Origin of the sequence: Sphingomonas sp. PAMC26645 (genome assembly GCF_004795835.1) — a bacterium.
Taxonomy (GTDB): Bacteria; Pseudomonadota; Alphaproteobacteria; order Sphingomonadales; family Sphingomonadaceae; genus Sphingomonas.
On the sequence record NZ_CP039249.1, the window covers coordinates 4160066 to 4175716 of the forward strand.

18 protein-coding genes and 1 other RNA gene are annotated in these 15651 nt (G+C 64.9%); 16 read left to right on the plus strand and 3 right to left on the minus strand.

The window, feature by feature from the left end; genetic code table 11:
• The first annotated feature begins 165 nt into the window (after positions 1 to 165).
• The 11 genes from E5673_RS18985 (at position 166) to E5673_RS19035 (ending at position 10933) form a co-directional block, all read left to right on the plus strand.
• A complete protein-coding gene (locus E5673_RS18985) occupies positions 166 to 903 on the plus strand; it encodes a DUF448 domain-containing protein (protein WP_120301364.1) in 738 nt (245 codons plus the stop codon).
• Positions 900 to 3761: a translation initiation factor IF-2 gene (infB, locus tag E5673_RS18990; protein ID WP_136191193.1), complete on the plus strand. Its 2862-nt coding sequence runs from the start codon at positions 900 to 902 to the stop codon at positions 3759 to 3761. The genes E5673_RS18985 and infB overlap by 4 nt, the downstream gene beginning before the upstream one ends.
• 118 nt (positions 3762 to 3879) lie before the next feature.
• On the plus strand, positions 3880 to 4269 hold the full coding sequence (gene rbfA / locus E5673_RS18995) for a 30S ribosome-binding factor RbfA (RefSeq protein ID WP_093398796.1): 390 nt from the start codon (positions 3880 to 3882) through the stop codon (positions 4267 to 4269).
• Positions 4270 to 4300: 31 nt separating this feature from the next.
• Complete coding sequence (locus tag E5673_RS19000; protein ID WP_056066108.1) at positions 4301 to 4570, plus strand: AbrB/MazE/SpoVT family DNA-binding domain-containing protein; 270 nt, start codon at positions 4301 to 4303, stop codon at positions 4568 to 4570.
• Positions 4567 to 4956, plus strand: coding sequence for a type II toxin-antitoxin system VapC family toxin (locus tag E5673_RS19005; protein ID WP_168711677.1), 390 nt, complete (start codon positions 4567 to 4569; stop codon positions 4954 to 4956). The genes E5673_RS19000 and E5673_RS19005 overlap by 4 nt, the downstream gene beginning before the upstream one ends.
• Positions 4956 to 5531, plus strand: coding sequence for a thymidine kinase (locus E5673_RS19010; RefSeq protein ID WP_136191195.1), 576 nt, complete (start codon positions 4956 to 4958; stop codon positions 5529 to 5531). The genes E5673_RS19005 and E5673_RS19010 overlap by 1 nt, the downstream gene beginning before the upstream one ends.
• Before the next feature lie 109 nt (positions 5532 to 5640).
• Positions 5641 to 6666, plus strand: coding sequence for a tRNA pseudouridine(55) synthase TruB (truB, locus tag E5673_RS19015; protein ID WP_136191196.1), 1026 nt, complete (start codon positions 5641 to 5643; stop codon positions 6664 to 6666).
• A gap of 18 nt (positions 6667 to 6684) precedes the next feature.
• The gene (gene rpsO / locus E5673_RS19020; RefSeq protein WP_055881152.1) at positions 6685 to 6954 is read left to right on the plus strand and encodes a 30S ribosomal protein S15; all 270 of its coding nucleotides are present in this window, start codon (positions 6685 to 6687) and stop codon (positions 6952 to 6954) included.
• A gap of 192 nt (positions 6955 to 7146) precedes the next feature.
• The gene (gene pnp, locus E5673_RS19025) at positions 7147 to 9564 is read left to right on the plus strand and encodes a polyribonucleotide nucleotidyltransferase (RefSeq protein WP_136191197.1); all 2418 of its coding nucleotides are present in this window, start codon (positions 7147 to 7149) and stop codon (positions 9562 to 9564) included.
• Between the two features lie 119 nt (positions 9565 to 9683).
• Positions 9684 to 10064 (plus strand): response regulator, encoded by a 381-nt coding sequence (locus tag E5673_RS19030; RefSeq protein ID WP_210731778.1) that lies wholly within the window; start codon positions 9684 to 9686, stop codon positions 10062 to 10064.
• Positions 10065 to 10201: 137 nt separating this feature from the next.
• The gene (locus tag E5673_RS19035; protein ID WP_136191198.1) at positions 10202 to 10933 is read left to right on the plus strand and encodes a hypothetical protein; all 732 of its coding nucleotides are present in this window, start codon (positions 10202 to 10204) and stop codon (positions 10931 to 10933) included.
• A gap of 71 nt (positions 10934 to 11004) precedes the next feature.
• On the opposite strand, the gene ssrA is transcribed toward E5673_RS19035, so the two are convergent.
• Positions 11005 to 11360, minus strand: a transfer-messenger RNA (tmRNA) gene (ssrA, locus tag E5673_RS19040).
• 121 nt (positions 11361 to 11481) lie between these two features.
• Here ssrA and E5673_RS19045 point away from each other — a divergent pair.
• Positions 11482 to 11913 carry an Rrf2 family transcriptional regulator gene (locus tag E5673_RS19045; protein ID WP_056065892.1) on the plus strand — a complete coding sequence of 144 codons (432 nt, stop codon included), beginning with the start codon at positions 11482 to 11484 and terminating at the stop codon, positions 11911 to 11913.
• A 147-nt stretch (positions 11914 to 12060) separates the two neighbouring features.
• Here E5673_RS19045 and mscL read toward each other — a convergent pair whose 3' ends face one another.
• Positions 12061 to 12531 (minus strand): large conductance mechanosensitive channel protein MscL, encoded by a 471-nt coding sequence (mscL, locus tag E5673_RS19050; RefSeq protein ID WP_136191199.1) that lies wholly within the window; start codon positions 12529 to 12531, stop codon positions 12061 to 12063.
• A 102-nt stretch (positions 12532 to 12633) separates the two neighbouring features.
• Here mscL and E5673_RS19055 point away from each other — a divergent pair, with 102 nt between their 5' ends.
• Genes E5673_RS19055 through E5673_RS19070 form a run of 4 tightly spaced genes read left to right on the plus strand, consistent with a single transcriptional unit; the run spans position 12634 to position 15268 of the window.
• Positions 12634 to 13233: a LemA family protein gene (locus tag E5673_RS19055; RefSeq protein ID WP_136191200.1), complete on the plus strand. Its 600-nt coding sequence runs from the start codon at positions 12634 to 12636 to the stop codon at positions 13231 to 13233.
• Between the two features lie 10 nt (positions 13234 to 13243).
• Complete coding sequence (locus tag E5673_RS19060) at positions 13244 to 14101, plus strand: TPM domain-containing protein (protein WP_136191201.1); 858 nt, start codon at positions 13244 to 13246, stop codon at positions 14099 to 14101.
• 1 nt (position 14102) lies between these two features.
• Positions 14103 to 14768 (plus strand): hypothetical protein, encoded by a 666-nt coding sequence (locus E5673_RS19065; RefSeq protein ID WP_136191202.1) that lies wholly within the window; start codon positions 14103 to 14105, stop codon positions 14766 to 14768.
• Entirely contained in the window at positions 14762 to 15268 is a 507-nt protein-coding gene (locus E5673_RS19070; protein ID WP_136191638.1) for an NUDIX hydrolase, read from the plus strand. Before E5673_RS19065 ends, E5673_RS19070 begins: the two co-directional genes overlap by 7 nt.
• Before the next feature lie 99 nt (positions 15269 to 15367).
• On the opposite strand, the gene E5673_RS19075 is transcribed toward E5673_RS19070, so the two are convergent.
• The gene (locus E5673_RS19075; protein WP_056051595.1) at positions 15368 to 15649 is read right to left on the minus strand and encodes an ETC complex I subunit; all 282 of its coding nucleotides are present in this window, start codon (positions 15647 to 15649) and stop codon (positions 15368 to 15370) included.
• Positions 15650 to 15651 lie beyond the last annotated feature (2 nt).

Consider the following 15651-nt stretch of genomic DNA (forward strand, 5'->3'; position numbering starts at 1 on the left):
TCCCCTCCCGCAAGCGGGAGGGGACCGAGGGGTGGGCGCCCGGCTTCGGCTAAAGGCGACGCTTCAGCTAAGTCTCACGCTTCCAAGGCTAAAGCTAAGGGCGGCAATGGAGGTGAGCGCGAGCCCACCCCTAGCCCCTCCCGCATGCGGGAGGGGGATGACGACTTGCCCGTTCGCAAATGCATCCTCTCGGGGGAGCGCGACGTGCGGCCGCATCTCGTGCGTCTCGCGTTGTCGCCCGATGGGCAGATCCTTCCCGACGTTCGCGCCAAGGCTCCCGGCCGTGGCGCGTGGATCGGCGTGACTCGAGTCGAGCTCGAAGCCGCGATCAAGAAGGGCAAGCTCAAGGGCGCTCTTTCCCGCGCGTTCAAGACCGGCGAGTTCACCATCGATCCCGAGCTTCCGGCCAAGATCGAAGCCGCGCTGGAGCGTAACGCGCTCGACCGGCTCGGGCTCGAATCGCGCTCCGGCACGGTGCTGATCGGCTCCGACCGGATCGAGCAGAACGCACGCCAGGGCAAGCTGAAGGCGCTGTATCACGCGTCCGATGCGGCCGAGGACGGCAACCGGAAGCTCGATCAGGCGTGGCGCATCGGCAACGATGTCGAGGGCTCGGGTTTGCGGGGGTTGGCACTCCCTGTGTCACGCACCATATTGGCGTTGGCGCTGGGGCGGGAAAATGTGGTACACATTGGCCTGACCGACCGCGCTGCAGCAAAGCGGGTGAGCGAAGCGCTCGACCGTTGGCTGCATTTTATCGGCCCCGAACCTTCTTCCGTGTCTTGCGAAACGGCCTCGCAGGGCGCATCGGCGTCACCACAAAATGGGGCGCCACCGATACAACAGGCGTCCGGATCGACCGGAACACGCCCGGCCGTGGACATGACTGAGGAATTTGAGTGAGCGACACGGACAACGAGAAGCCGAAACTTGGCATGCGCGCACCTTTGGGTGTGAAGCGCACGGTCGAGACCGGCCAGGTGAAGCAGAGCTTCAGCCACGGCCGATCGAATACGGTGATCGTGGAAACCAAGCGCGCGCGCGTGCTGCGCCGTCCGGGCGAGCCCGACGTGCAGGTCGCGGATGCCGCACCGGTTGCTGCGCCCGCCCCGGCGGCTGCACCTGCAGCGCCGGCACCACAGGCGCGCGCACCGCAGCCTGCGCCCGCCCCCGTGCGTCAGCAGCAGAGCAATCTGTCGCCGCAGGAGCGCCAGGCCAAGCTGCTCCGCGAGGCTGAAGAGCAGCGCATGAACACGCTCGAGGAAGGGCGTCGTCGCCAGGAAGCCGAGCGGGCGAAGGCGATCGAAGACGAGCGTAATCGCGTCGCCGATCGTGCGCGCGCCGAGGCCGAAGCCAAGGCGCCGAAGCCCGTCGAGGCCCCTGCGCCCGCACCGGCACCCGTGGTCGAAGCGACTCCCGCTCCGGTCGCTGCACCGACGCCGGCGCCTGCGCCGGCTCCGGTCGAAGCGCCCGTCGCTACGGCTCCTGCCCCGGCTCCAGTTGCTGCAACGCCTGCACCTGCACCGAAGCCCGCGCCGGCTCCAGTCGCGGCTGCTCCTGCACCGGCTCCCAAGCCCGCGCCCGCCCCCGTTGCTCCGCCGGCACCGCCGCCCGTCATCGAACTGACCCGCGATCCGGCGTTCCCGGCACCGCGCCGGTTCTCGCCGGTGGCGCGTCCAGAGCGTCCTCCGCCGCCGCCGAAGCCTGTCGCAGCACCCGCTGCCGCAGCGCCGACCACGGCTGCGAATGCCGGCACGACCGCGGCGCGCCCCGGCGCGACCGGCGTCAATGCTCCGGCTGGTGGTGTCCGTCGCGACGCAGTGCCAGCGCGTCCGCAGCAGCGTGACCGCAAGGGTGACGATCGTCGCACTTCGGGCAAGCTCACCGTTAACCGCGCGCTCGGCGATGGTGATGGTGCACGTGCTCGCTCGCTCGCCGCGCTGAAGCGCGCGCGCGAGAAGGAGCGTCGTGGTACCGGTGGTCCGCGCGAGGCGCAGGCCAAGCAGATCCGCGACGTCGTCGTCCCAGAGGCGATCACGGTCCAGGAACTCGCGAACCGCATGGCCGAGAAGGGTGCCGACCTCGTCAAGGCGCTGTTCAAGATGGGCATGCCCGTCACGATGACGCAGACGATCGACCAGGATACCGCCGAGTTGCTCGTCACCGAGTTCGGCCACAACCTGACGCGCGTCAGCGATGTCGACCAGGATCTGGCCAACGACACGATCGACGATGCCGAGGAGACGCTGAAGCCACGTGCCCCGGTCGTCACGATCATGGGTCACGTCGATCACGGCAAGACGTCGCTGCTCGATGCCCTGCGCGGCACCGACGTGGTGCGCGGCGAAGCGGGTGGCATCACCCAGCATATCGGCGCGTATCAGGTGACCCTGAAGGACAAGTCGAAGATCACCTTCCTCGACACGCCAGGCCATGAGGCGTTCACGCAGATGCGTGCGCGTGGCGCGGACGTCACCGACATCGTCATCCTGGTGGTGGCGGCGGACGACGGCCTGATGCCGCAGACGGTGGAGGCGATCGCCCACACCAAGGCGGCTGGCGTGCCGATGATCGTCGCGATCAACAAGATCGACAAGGAAGGCGCCAATGCCCAGAAGGTGCGCGAGCGCCTGCTGAGTGAGGAGATCGTGGTCGAGGACATGGGCGGCGACGTCCAGGACGTCGAAGTCTCCGCGACCAAGAAGATCGGTCTCGATGCGTTGATCGAGAAGATCCAGCTCCAGGCCGAACTGCTCGAACTGCGCGCCAATCCGGATCGCGCCGCCGAGGGTACGGTGATCGAGGCCAAGCTCGACAAGGGTCGTGGCCCGGTCGCGACGATCCTCGTCAACCGCGGTACGCTGCGGGTCGGCGACATCTTCGTGGTCGGTGGCGAGAGCGGCAAGGTCCGTGCGCTGGTCGACGACAAGGGCAAGCAGATCAAGGAAGCGGGTCCGGCGATGCCGGTCGAGGTCCTCGGTCTGTCGGGTGTTCCGCAGGCGGGCGATCCGTTCCAGGTCGTCGAGAACGAGGCACGCGCCCGCGAAGTCGCGGAATATCGTCGCAGCGTGAAGACCGACAAGCGGACCGCATCGGTTCCTGCCAGCCTCGAGAGCATGTTCTCGGCGCTGAAGGAAAAGCAGGCGATCGAATATCCGCTGGTCGTGAAGGCGGATACGCAGGGTACGGTCGAGGCGATCGTCGGGGCGATCAACAAGATCTCCACCGACCTGATCAAGGCGCGCGTGTTGAGCTCGGGCGTTGGTGGCATCACCGAGTCGGACGTCACCCTGGCGGCCGCTTCGGGGGCTCCGATCATCGGCTTCAACGTTCGCCCGAATGCCAAGGCACGCGAGATCGCCGAGCGCCAGAAGGTCGCGTTCAAGTATTACGACGTGATCTACGACCTGATCGACGAGATCCGGGCGGGGATGGCAGGCGAGCTTGGGCCGGAAGCGTTCGAGACAGTCGTCGGTCGTGCCGATATCCGCGAGGTCTTCTCGGCGGGCAAGCACGGCAAGGCAGCAGGTCTGCTCGTCACCGAGGGCAACATCCGCAAGGCGCTCAAGGCACGTATCACGCGCAACGACGTCATCATCTACCAGGGTGAAATCGCATCGCTGCGTCGCTTCAAGGATGATGTCGCGGAGGTCCGTGCTGGGCTCGAGTGCGGCGTGACGTTCACGTCGAACTTCGTCGACATCAAGGCCGGCGACGTCCTCGAGACGTTCGAAGTCGAGATGCGCGAACGCACGCTTTGAGGCCGAGAGCCCTCTCCCCTGCGGGGAGAGGGTTGGGTGAGGGGCAGTACCGCGCGACAGCGTTCGTGGCAGCCCCCCACCCCCACCCTCTCCCCGGAGGGGCGAGGGAGTTAGAAGAATGAAGACCGATACCCCAGAAGCAAAAGCCGTCCGCTCGCTACGAGTCGGCGAACAGGCGCGTCATGCGCTGTCCGACATCCTCGCGCGCGGCGACGTTCACGATCCGGTGCTCGAAAAGCACCTCGTGACGATCACCGAGGTCCGCATGTCCCCCGACCTCCGCCACGCCACCGTCTTCGTGAAGCCGTTGCTCGGCAAGGACGAGGAAAAGGTACTGAAGGCGCTGCGGACCAACACCGCCTACCTCCAGCGCGAAGTCGCGAACCGGGTACAGATGCGGTATGCCGCCAAGCTCAAGTTCCTCGCGGACGAGAGCTTCGACGAGGGTACGCATATCGACACGTTGTTGCGCAATCCACATGTTGCGCGGGATCTGACCGAAGATTGACTTTGATCACGGTAAGACGCATCTTACCGTGATGAATGCCCAGACGAAAATGTCGGAAAAAGGCCAAGTCGTAATCCCAAAGGATGTGCGCGACTCGCTCGGCTTGAACCCTGGCCAGCAGTTCGAGGTCCTGCAAGCGGGTGGTGACATCGTGTTGCGACCGACGGGTAGGACGACCGGAAAGAGCGTCGCCGAGGTAATGGCCGATCTGCGTGCGCGCGTTCGGTACGAGGGGCCGGCCATTCCTATCGAGCAACTGAGTTGGTCGCCCGATTTCGACGAGGACGGTCTTTCCGCGTGAAGGCCGTTGATACCAATATTCTCGCGCGTTTTATCCTGGCAGACGACGAGCATCAGTCGGCAATGGCATCTGAAATACTTGGCGCACCAGTCTGGGTGAGCCTGACCGTCTGGCTCGAACTCGGATGGGTGCTATCGAAGCGCGCCGCGCTCGGTCGTGCGATGGTGGCCGATGCGATTGAAGCGCTGCTCCAGTTGGGAACTATCCATACCGCGGATCGCGATGGCCTGTCCTGGGCTGTCACGCGCTATCGCGAAGGAGCTGATTGGGCTGACATGATCCACCTCGTTTCTGCGCGTTCCGTGGCGGACGGCTTCGTTACGTTCGATCGGGGGATTGCGACCCATGCAGGGCAATCGCCCGTACCTGTCGAGACGCTGATCTGATGGCCAAGCTGTATTTCTACTACGCGTCGATGAACGCGGGGAAGTCGACGAACCTGTTGCAGGCGGACTTCAACTACCGCGAGCGGGGGATGCGGACGATGCTATTTACGGCGGCGATCGACGATCGGTTCGCGGCGGGGACTATCACGTCGCGGATCGGGCTGGAGGCGCCGGCGATCGCGTTCGATGCGGGGACGGATATCGGGGCCTGCGTGGTTCGGCAGCTTGGCGAGGACGCGATCTCGTGCGTGCTGGTGGACGAGGCGCAGTTTCTGACGTCTGCGCAGGTGGATCAGCTTGCGCATATCTGTGATGTGGTCGGGATTCCGGTGCTGGCATACGGGTTGCGGACCGATTTCCAGGGGGCGCTGTTTCCGGGGTCGGCGCGGTTGCTGGCGCTGGCGGACTCGCTGGTGGAGATCAAGTCGGTTTGCGGGTGTGGGCGGAAAGCTACGATGAACCTTCGGGTCGATGGGAACGGGCGGGCAATTGCCGAGGGGCAGCAGACCGAGATTGGCGGGAACGACCGCTATGTCGCGCTGTGTCGGCGCCATTTTTGTGAGGCTTTGGGCTGAACCTTACTCCCCTGCCCGTTCGTGCTGAGCGAAGTCGAAGCACCTTTGCCCCATGTCCTTCGACTTCGCTCAGGACGAACGGGGGGCCAATATTCTAGGACTTACGCGCATGCATGGCTGGATCATTCTCGACAAGCCGCTGGGGCTTGGCTCGACGCAGGGGGTGTCGGCGGTGAAGCGTGCCTTGCGGAGCGGCGGGTATGGAAAGTTCAAGGTGGGGCATGGGGGGACGCTCGATCCGCTCGCCACCGGCGTGCTGCCGATCGCCGTTGGGGAGGCGACCAAGCTGGCTGGGCGGATGCTCGATAGTGACAAGATTTATGATTTTACGGTGATGTTCGGGGTTCAGACGGATACGTTGGATGCTGAAGGCGTGGGCATAGCCACGTCCGACGTGCGGCCGACTTTGGCGGCGGTGGAGGCGGTTCTGGCGCAGTTTACCGGGCCGATTTCTCAGGTGCCGCCGGCGTACTCTGCGCTGAAGATTGATGGGGAGCGGGCTTATGATCTGGCGCGGGCTGGGCATGAGGTGGTGCTCGCGAGCCGGGATGTGACGATCCATTCGCTATCCTCCCCGGTACGGGGAGGGGGACCAGCGCAGCTGGTGGAGGGGGGCTTCCGCGAGCGTACCGTTGGTGGCGAGCCCTCCTCCACCCCCGTCCAAGTGGACGGCGGTCCCACTCCCCGTGCCGGGGAGGAATTGCAAGAGGCGCCTCCTCCCCACTCCCCACTGGAGGAGGTCACGTTTACCGCGCATGTGTCGAAGGGCACCTACATCCGCTCCCTCGCGCGCGACATCGCGATCGCCCTCGGCACGGTCGGCCATGTCACAATGCTCCGCCGCACCAAGGCCGGTCCGTTCGACCTCACGTCCGCGATATCGCTGGACAAACTGGACGAACTCGCTAAGGCCTCCGCGCTTGAAGATGTACTTCTGCCCTTGAGGGTGGCGCTGGACGACATCCCGGCTCTCTCCCTCACCCCCGACCAGGCAGGGGCGCTCCGACAGGGGCGTATCTTGGCCGGGATCGCCGCAGACGATGGCCAATACTTTGCCGAACTGGACGCTGTCCCGGTCGCGCTGGTCGAGGTCGAGGACGGAGACGTCCGGGTCGTTCGCGGTTTCAATCTGTGATGTCGAGGACATGAATTCATGACGATTACCGCTGAACGCAAGACCGAGCTCGTCAAGGAGCATTCGCGCGCCGAGGGTGACACCGGTTCGCCGGAAGTCCAGGTCGCGATCCTGACCGAGCGCATCAAGAACCTGACCGAGCATTTCAAGGGCCACAAGAAGGACAACCACTCGCGTCGTGGTCTTCTCATGATGGTCAACAAGCGCCGGACGCTGCTGGACTATCTCCGTCACAAGGACGGCCAGCGCTACCTGGATCTGATCGCGAAGCTCGGTCTTCGCAAGTAACACGAACGGCTCCCTTCGGGGGGCCGTTTTCGTATATAGGGTTTTGATTCCGCGCATTTCGCGCGGAGGCAAACGCCAGGACACAATTCGGTGCACTGGCAAGGAGCGACAACTCGCTCCACACCGCCGCGGGCCGGCTAAGCCCGCACATAGGCCCCGTTCGCATCTGGCGACCGGAGTGAAGGAAAAAGAATGTTCGATACCAAGACCGTAAGCGCCCAGTGGGGCGGCAAGACGCTGACGCTCGAGACCGGCCGCGTTGCGCGCCAGGCCAACGGCGCAGTCCTCGCCACCCTTGGCGAGACCGTCGTTCTGTGCGCCGTGACGGCTGCACGGACCGTCAAGGAAGGGCAGGATTTCTTCCCGCTCACCGTCCATTACCAGGAGAAGTTCTCCGCGAGCGGCCGCATCCCCGGCGGCTTCTTCAAGCGTGAGCGCGGTGCGACCGAGAAGGAGACGCTGACCAGCCGTCTCATCGATCGCCCGATCCGCCCCCTCTTCCCAGAGGGTTTCTACAACGAGATCAACGTGATCTGCCAGGTTCTGTCGTATGACGGCGAGAACGAGCCGGACGTCCTGGCGATGGTCGCTGCATCGGCAGCCCTGACGATTTCGGGCGTGCCGTTCATGGGCCCGATCGGCGCAGCCCGCGTCGGTTACGTCGATGGCGCGTACATCCTCAACCCGACGCTGGAAGAAGCCAAGGCTGGCGATCTCGACCTCGTCGTCGCCGCCACCGGCCAGGCCGTGATGATGGTCGAATCGGAAGCCAAGGAGCTTTCGGAAGAGATCATGCTCGGCGCCGTGCAGTTCGCCCACAAGGCCTGCCGCGAAGCCGCCAACCTGATCATCGATCTGGCCGAAATGGCTGCCAAGGATCCTTGGGAAATGGCCGAGCAGGCTGATCTCTCGACCGCCAAGGACAAGCTGAAGAAGCTGATCGGCAAGGACATCGCAGCCGCCTACAAGGTGACCGACAAGTCCAAGCGTTCGGACCTGCTGAATGCGGCCCGCGCGAAGGGCAAGACCGCATTTGCGGACGCGTCGCCGCAGGACCAGATGGCAGCCGGCAAGCTGATGAAGAAGCTGGAGGCGGAGATCGTCCGCGGCGCCATCCTCAAGGACGGCACCCGCATCGACGGTCGCACCACCACGCAGATCCGTCCGATCGAGGCTATGGTGCATTTCCTCCCGCGTACGCACGGGTCTGCCCTGTTCACGCGCGGCGAGACGCAGTCGATCTGCACCACCACGCTCGGCACGCGTGACGCAGAGCAGATGATCGACGGCCTGAATGGTCTGTCGTATGAAAACTTCATGCTGCACTACAACTTCCCTCCCTATTCGGTTGGTGAAGTCGGTCGCTTCGGTGCGCCGGGTCGTCGCGAAGTCGGTCACGGCAAGCTCGCATGGCGCGCGCTGCACCCGGTGCTGCCGACCAAGGAAGAGTTCCCGTACACGATCCGCGTCCTGTCGGACATCACGGAGAGCAACGGTTCGTCGTCGATGGCGACGGTCTGCGGCGGTTCGCTGAGCATGATGGATGCGGGCGTTCCGCTGAAGCGTCCGGTGTCGGGCATCGCGATGGGCCTGATCCTCGAAGGCAAGAACTTCGCGGTTCTGTCGGACATCCTCGGCGACGAGGATCACCTCGGCGACATGGACTTCAAGGTCGCTGGCACGTCCGAGGGCATCACCACGATGCAGATGGACATCAAGATCGCCGGCATCACCGAAGAGATCATGGGCAAGGCGCTGGCGCAGGCCAAGGAAGGCCGCGCGCACATCCTGGGCGAGATGGCCAAGGCACTCGACCACACCCGTGAGGAGCTGTCGGCGCACGCACCGCGCATCGAGAGCTTCCAGATCGACAAGTCGAAGATCCGTGAAGTCATCGGCACCGGCGGCAAGGTGATCCGCGAGATCGTCGCGCAGACCGGCGCCAAGGTCGACATCGACGACGAGGGCGTGATCAAGGTGTCGTCGTCCGACCCCGCGCAGATCGAAGCCGCGATCAATTGGATCAAGGGCCTCGTCGAGGAAGCCGAAGTCGGCAAGGTCTATGACGGCAAGGTCGTCAACCTGGTCGATTTCGGGGCGTTCGTGAACTTCATGGGTGGCAAGGACGGTCTCGTCCACGTGTCCGAAATCAAGAACGAGCGCGTCGAGAAGGTGTCTGACGCTCTGACCGAAGGCCAGGAGGTCAAGGTCAAGGTTCTCGAGATCGATCCGCGCGGCAAGGTTCGCCTGTCGATGCGTGTCGTCGACCAGACGACCGGCGAAGAGCTTGAGGACACGCGTCCTGCTCGTGAACCGCGCGAAGGCGGTGACCGTGGTCCGCGCGGCCCGCGTCGTGATGGCGATGGCGGTCGTGATGCTGGCGGCAACGGTGGCGGTCGTGGCCCGCGCGGCGAAGGCGGCGGCGGTGACCGTGGTCCGCGCGGTCCGCGTCGTGATGGCGATGGTGGCCGTGACGCTGGCGGCAACGGCGGTGGCCGTGGTCCGCGTCGTGACGGCGGTGGTAACGGCGGCGGCGAGCGCGCTGCACGCACCGACGGCGACAAGGCTCCCGAGTTCGCTCCGGCATTCCTGACGGGCGATCGCGACTAAGCCTTCGCGGCCTAATGGCGAATGATGAAGGGGCTCGGGAAACCGGGCCCCTTTCTCATGTCAGGCTCGCTCTGCCCCGTTATGCCTTGAGAACATGACTTATATTGGAACGGAGCGGCATGCCGGATGTTCGAACCGATATGAATGCCATTGCGAAGTCCGTTATCCTCGTCGTCGATGACGATGCCCTTGTCCGGGTCCATTCCAACCTCGCGCTGGAGGATGCCGGCTATGAAGTCGTCGAAGCCAGCAACGCGGCCGATGCCCTGGCGAAGCTCGAAGAGCGGCCAGATATCGCCGCGCTGTTTACCGATGTTCGCATGCCGGGAGCTCTAAACGGCATCGACCTCGCCAATGCTGTGCACGCGCAACGCCCTGATATCGCGATCCTGGTCACGTCGGGTGCCGACAACGGCACGACTGCCGCGCTGCCCAAGGCCGCGCGGTTCGTACAAAAGCCTTATACCGGCGCACAACTCAGCAAGCTTTTACAACTCTGAGCGGTTAACGGACTGGAAGAGTATTCAGGATCTTACATCTACTAGGCTAGGCAGTCTTCATTCGTCATGAGTATTGCCCGTTATCAGTATTAGGGCCATCGTCCGTCGCTCGAGCATCGACTCGCGGGGGCGGTCCAATGGCATCGTTAAATAGTGTACGGCCTGCGCAACGGAATGTCGTCGCGAGCGAGCGTCGCTTCTTCCTCGGCATGGCGATAGCGATCGCCGTCACGGTGATCTTCGGGTTCACGCTGAATGCCGCGCGGATGAATTGGACGTTTCTCGAACTGCCTTTGCAAGTTCATCTGCATGCCGCCGCCTTCCTGGCGTGGATCATTCTCTACGTCGTGCAGAACTGGCTGGTCGTTCGGGGATCGATCACTTGGCATCGACAACTCGGCGTACTCGGCGCCGTTATTGCAGCGTCGATGGTCGTACTGGGCATCGTCACCACAGTCGCAGCGATCCAGCAGCACCGCGTACCGCCGTTCTTCCCGCCTGGGATCTTCCTCGTGCTCGACGTGCTGGGCGTGCTCGGCTTTGGTATCCTGACCGCCTGGGCGATCGCGCTGCGGAAGCAGGCTGCGTGGCACAAGCGTCTGATGCTGTGTGGCACGATCCTGGTCATGTCGCCGGCGCTGGGGCGAATCCTGCCAATGCCGCTGCTGGGTCAGTTCGCGCCGCTTGCGGTGTTCGCGTCGATGGCGGCGTACGTCATCGCGGGAATGATCTTCGACCTGCGCCTGCGCGGGAAGATACATCCGGCCTATTATTGGGGTGGCGCCGTGTTGGTCGTTACCAACGTGCTGGTCGGTCCGCTCGGCTTCAGCCCGCCAGTGCTGCAGCTGGTCGAGCGCCTTGCCGCGTGATCGGGCTGCGTAGTCGGCGCTAATATCGGGTTAGTGGGGAGCTTCTGTTGCTCGGTGCCCCCCGTACCGCCGGTGTCCACTTCTGTTGCCCGGTGTGGCCCGAACCGCGCTTTCGTCCGTATAACTTAGGTCGTTAGACCGTCAGTTATGCGGCAATTGCGAGTGCTTCGTTATCGTTGGCACTTGTGTATGGGCCGTTGCGGTGGTCCCATTCCGAGCGAAACATAGCGTCGTTGAACACACGTCGATCCTAGTTCGACCCCGTCATCGTCCCCCTCTTGCGAAGAGGGCGGTGGTGGAGTCGCCGGGTACTGCCCCCGGGTCCGCTGTGTCTATGACACGCCACGGTTTATCGCCATAGCCGCCAAGAGAAGATTCCCCCGACGGCAAGACCAATATAGGGGGGCCGCATCGATCTGAAAAGCCCGGCCAAATGAAAAGACTGGCGGGGTGGCTGCGCTCCCCCGGATAAATCTCCGATGGGTTAGCACACAGCGTGCCAAACCGCCTTTCGCTCGCCACAAAGCGCGTGCATAGCAACCTGCATTATGTTGACGCAGCGCTCCCGCTACGCGCTCCGCGCGATGATCTTCCTTGGCGGTGCCCCCGTCGGTGGCCCTCCCATCCCGATGACGCGGATCGCCGCCGAGGCGAACGTGCCACGCAAATTCCTCGAGCTGATCCTCGCCGACCTGCGCGAGTCCGGTCTGCTCCACAGCCATCGCGGCAAGATGGGCGGCTACCGCCTGTCGCGGCCGAGCCACCTGATTTCGCTTGGCGAGATCATCCGGATCATCGAGGGCCCGCTGGCGCTGGTGCCGTGCGTGAGCCGGACTGCGTACCGGCCATGCCTCGATTGCAAGAGCGAGGCCGACTGCGCGATCCGGTTCGCAATGATGCGGGTGCGGGACGAGACTGCGCGGATTCTGGATGGGACCAGCTTGGCGGATGCGAACGCCGAGGAACTGGTAGCGGCGTAGGCTTTTCCTTCTCCCCTAGGGGAGAAGGTGGCGCGGCAGCGTCGGATGAGGGGGAGTTGGGATGCGCTCCCGAGCCTCAAGCCCCTCACCCTTCCGTCGCCTACGGCTCCTCCCTCCCTCTCCCCGACGGGGAGAAGGACCAAGCGATCACCCCCGCGCCTTCAACTCGTCGCGGATTTCGCGGAGCAGCGCGATTTCGACCGGCTCGGGCGCAGGCGCGACGGCCACCGCCTCTTCCTCACGCTTCAACCGCGCCGTCTCGCGCTCGATCAGCGCCGCCGTCCGATTCACCACGCGCAGGATCATGAAGATGATACCCGCGACGATCACGAAATTGACCAGCTGCGTCGCGAACGCGCCATAGCCGAGCAGTGGCACGCCAGCCTTCTTCAACGCCGCGTAGTCGCTGAGCGAGCCGACGTAGTTCGCCGGCACCGGCCCCATCCGCCAGAAATAGCTCGAGAAATCGAGCCCGCCGAAGATCTTGCCGATCACCGGCATCAGCACGTCGTCGGTCAGCGACGTGACGATCTTGCCGAACGCCGCCCCGATGATCACCGCGATGGCGAGATCCAGCACGTTGCCGCGCATGATGAACGCCTTGAATTCCTTGAGCATGTCGCCCCCTTCTACTGTAGCCAACAGGCTAGCCACCGATTTCGGTTTCGCCAACCCTGCCGACTGTCCTATGGGGGTGACACAGGTATTCAGGAGAGCCCCATGTCGTCACGTGCCACCATTCTTCGCGGAACCGCTGCCGTTGCACTCGCCGCGAGCCTCGCCGGCTGCGGGATCAACAGCATTCCGACCGCCGAGGAAAACGTGAAGGCACGCTGGGCAGACGTCCAGAACGACTATCAGCGCCGCGCCGACCTGATCCCCAACCTCGTCGCGACGGTGAAGGCTGCCGGCGCGCAGGAAAAGAGCATCCTGGTCGAAGTGACGCAGGCGCGCGCCGCCGCGAACACCGTGCAGGTGTCGGGCGACGACCTGACCGATCCCGCCAAGATCGCGCAGTTCTCGCGCGTCCAGGGTGCCGTCGGGCTGTCGCTCCAGCGGTTGCAGGAGGCGTATCCTGAGCTGAAGAGCCAGGCCAACTACACCACGCTGATGAGCCAGCTCGAGGGCACCGAGAACCGCATCACGATCGCACGGCGCGATTACAACGGCGCGGTGCAGGCGTATAACACCAAGATCCGTACCTTCCCCGACGCGGTCGGCGCGAAGATCTTCTATGGCGCCAAGCCGATGGTGCCGTTCGCGGCGACCACGCCGGGCGCCGAGACCGCGCCGACGGTGAACTTCGGCAACGCGAGCTGATCCGAGCATTATGCTCCGCCATCTCCTGACGCTGGCGTTCGCGGTGCTGCTGGGAAGCAATGCTGCGACCGCGCAGACGCTTCCGAAGTTCACCGGCTTCGTCGTCGATGCGGCCAACGTCATCCCGCCCGATCAGGAAGCGGCGCTGACCAAGCGGCTCGACGACCTGCAAAAGACGACCGGCAACCAGCTGGTCGTCGCGACGGTGCCCGATCTCGAAGGCTATCCGATCGAGGATTACGGCAATCGCCTGATTCGAAGCTGGGGCGTCGGGCTGAAGGACGCGAACAACGGCGCGATCCTGCTGGTCGCGCCAAACGACCGGAAGGTGCGGATCGAGGTCGGCTATGGCCTGGAGCCGGTGCTGACCGACGCGCTCTCCAGCATCGTCATCAACCAGCAGATCCTGCCGCGCTTCAAGGCGGGCGACATCCCCGGCGGTATCGTCGCGGGCACGAACGCCGTGGCGGACCAGCTCGCGCTGCCCGATGCGGAGGCGCGCGCGAAGGTGACGGCGGCAGCGGCGGAGTATGACAAGACGCATCGTCGTTCGAACTCAGGCGGCGGCGGCGTGCCGATCGGGCTCATCTTCTTCGGCATCGTGCTGGCGGCGATCGTCATTCCGATGATCTCGCGGCGCGCGGGCGGCAAGCATTACGTCGATGGCGGCAGCCGCGGCGGTGGCAGCGGCGCCTTGCCGATCGTGTTGTGGAGCATCGCCGACGCGATGACCCGTGGCGGCGGTAGTGGCGGCGGCGGAAGCTGGGGCGGCGGTGGCGACAGCGGCGGCGGCGGCTGGGGCGGCGGTGGTTTCGGCGGCGGCGGCGGTGGATCCGGCGGCGGCGGCGGCGCATCGGGAGGATGGTGACATGCGGTTGAGCGACACCGACCACGACCGCGTCACCTCGGCGGTCACGCAGGCCGAGACCGCGACGACCGGCGAGATCGTCCCGATCGTCGCGCGCCAGTCCGATCCCTATCACGACGTGTCGATGCATTGGGGCGTGCTGGCGATGCTGCTGACGCTGGCGCTGCTCGCGTTCCACCCGGTCGCCGCGGACCATATCTACGCGCGGGTCGATCCATGGCAGGCGGCACCGCAGGGTGCGCTGTACGTGGTGGCGCTGGTGCTGGTGACTTTGGTGTTCCTGGCCGTGCGGCTGGTGCTGGCGTGGACACCGGCGCGGCTCGCGCTGACGCCGGGCGCGACCAAGGCGCGACGCGTGCGACGGCGGGCTCTGCTCCTGTTCCGTGCGGGGGCAGAGAAGCGCACCAAGGGTTCGACCGGGGTGCTGTTGTACCTGTCGCTGGCCGAGCACCGCGCGGAGATCATCGCCGACGATGCCATCCACTCGCGCGTGCCGAACGAGACCTGGGGGGCGGCTATGGCGGCGGTGCTGGCCGGTGTGCGCGACGATCGTCCCGCCGACGGCATGGCGGATGCGGTCGCGCAGATCGGCGCAGTGTTGGCCGAGCATTTCCCGCGGACCGGTGCGCCGGTGAACGAACTTCCGGACAGGCTGATCGAATTATGAGCAAGACCGTGTGGGCCGGGAAATTCCTGACCGTGCAGACCGAGGGCACATGGGAATTCGCCGCGCGTCAGGGCGAGATCGCGGCGGCGGTGATCGTCGCGATCGACGAGGGCGACGTGATTCTGGTGGAGCAGTTCCGCGTGCCGCTCGGGCGCGCGTGCCTGGAGCTACCGGCAGGCTTGGTCGGTGACGAGACCGCGGGCGAGAGCGTCGCAGTCGCAGCCGGCCGCGAGCTGGAGGAAGAGACCGGCTACCGCGCGGACGCGATCGAGGACCTGGGGATATTCTATTCGTCGCCCGGGATGACGTCGGAATGCTTTACGCTGGTCCGTGCCACCGGGCTGACGAAGGTAAGCGATGGCGGCGGGGATGGTGACGAGAACATCACCGTGCATCGGGTACCGCTGGCGGATGTGCCGGCGTTCGTGACGGAGAAGCGCAAGGCTGGCGTGGCGATCGATACCAAGATGCTGCTGATCCTGGCGGGGTCGATTCTTTAACCGAGACTTGTTTCCCCGCGAAGGCGGGGACCCAGACTGGGCTCCCGCCTTTGCGGGAAAACAAGGACGTACGGGAGGGCCTAGCGCCGCTCCCCCAGATTACTTGAAGTTATCCGCGTAGCTCTGGAGCTTCAGCGTCTTCTGCGGCGCCGGCACCACCGTGTAGCCGAACCCCTCGCGCTCGCAGTGCGCGATCGCCGCTTCGGCGGTCGGGAACAGCAGGCGCAACTGGTCGCGCGTGTCGCCACTGCCGGCCCAGCCGGTGAGCGGGTCGGGGCGCTTGGGCTCCGAGGGTTCGAATTCGAGCTGCCAGGCGTCGGTCCGGTGCTTGCCGGACTGCATGGCGTTCTTGGGGCGCTGGAAGATACGGGCGGTTGGCATGA

Excerpts from the sequence above, each read along its gene's own strand:
- rbfA (WP_093398796.1), top strand. The coding sequence starts at position 3,880 with ATGAAGACCGATACCCCAGAAGCAAAAGCCGTCCGCTCGCTACGAGTC.
- E5673_RS19000 (WP_056066108.1), top strand. The coding sequence starts at position 4,301 with ATGAATGCCCAGACGAAAATGTCGGAAAAAGGCCAAGTCGTAATCCCA.
- E5673_RS19010 (WP_136191195.1), top strand. The coding sequence starts at position 4,956 with ATGGCCAAGCTGTATTTCTACTACGCGTCGATGAACGCGGGGAAGTCG.
- truB (WP_136191196.1), top strand. The coding sequence starts at position 5,641 with ATGCATGGCTGGATCATTCTCGACAAGCCGCTGGGGCTTGGCTCGACG.
- rpsO (WP_055881152.1), top strand. The coding sequence starts at position 6,685 with ATGACGATTACCGCTGAACGCAAGACCGAGCTCGTCAAGGAGCATTCG.
- pnp (WP_136191197.1), top strand. The coding sequence starts at position 7,147 with ATGTTCGATACCAAGACCGTAAGCGCCCAGTGGGGCGGCAAGACGCTG.
- E5673_RS19030 (WP_210731778.1), top strand. The coding sequence starts at position 9,684 with ATGCCGGATGTTCGAACCGATATGAATGCCATTGCGAAGTCCGTTATC.
- E5673_RS19035 (WP_136191198.1), top strand. The coding sequence starts at position 10,202 with ATGGCATCGTTAAATAGTGTACGGCCTGCGCAACGGAATGTCGTCGCG.
- E5673_RS19045 (WP_056065892.1), top strand. The coding sequence starts at position 11,482 with ATGTTGACGCAGCGCTCCCGCTACGCGCTCCGCGCGATGATCTTCCTT.
- mscL (WP_136191199.1), bottom strand. The coding sequence starts at position 12,531 with ATGCTCAAGGAATTCAAGGCGTTCATCATGCGCGGCAACGTGCTGGAT.
- E5673_RS19055 (WP_136191200.1), top strand. The coding sequence starts at position 12,634 with ATGTCGTCACGTGCCACCATTCTTCGCGGAACCGCTGCCGTTGCACTC.
- E5673_RS19060 (WP_136191201.1), top strand. The coding sequence starts at position 13,244 with ATGCTCCGCCATCTCCTGACGCTGGCGTTCGCGGTGCTGCTGGGAAGC.
- E5673_RS19065 (WP_136191202.1), top strand. The coding sequence starts at position 14,103 with ATGCGGTTGAGCGACACCGACCACGACCGCGTCACCTCGGCGGTCACG.
- E5673_RS19075 (WP_056051595.1), bottom strand. The coding sequence starts at position 15,649 with ATGCCAACCGCCCGTATCTTCCAGCGCCCCAAGAACGCCATGCAGTCC.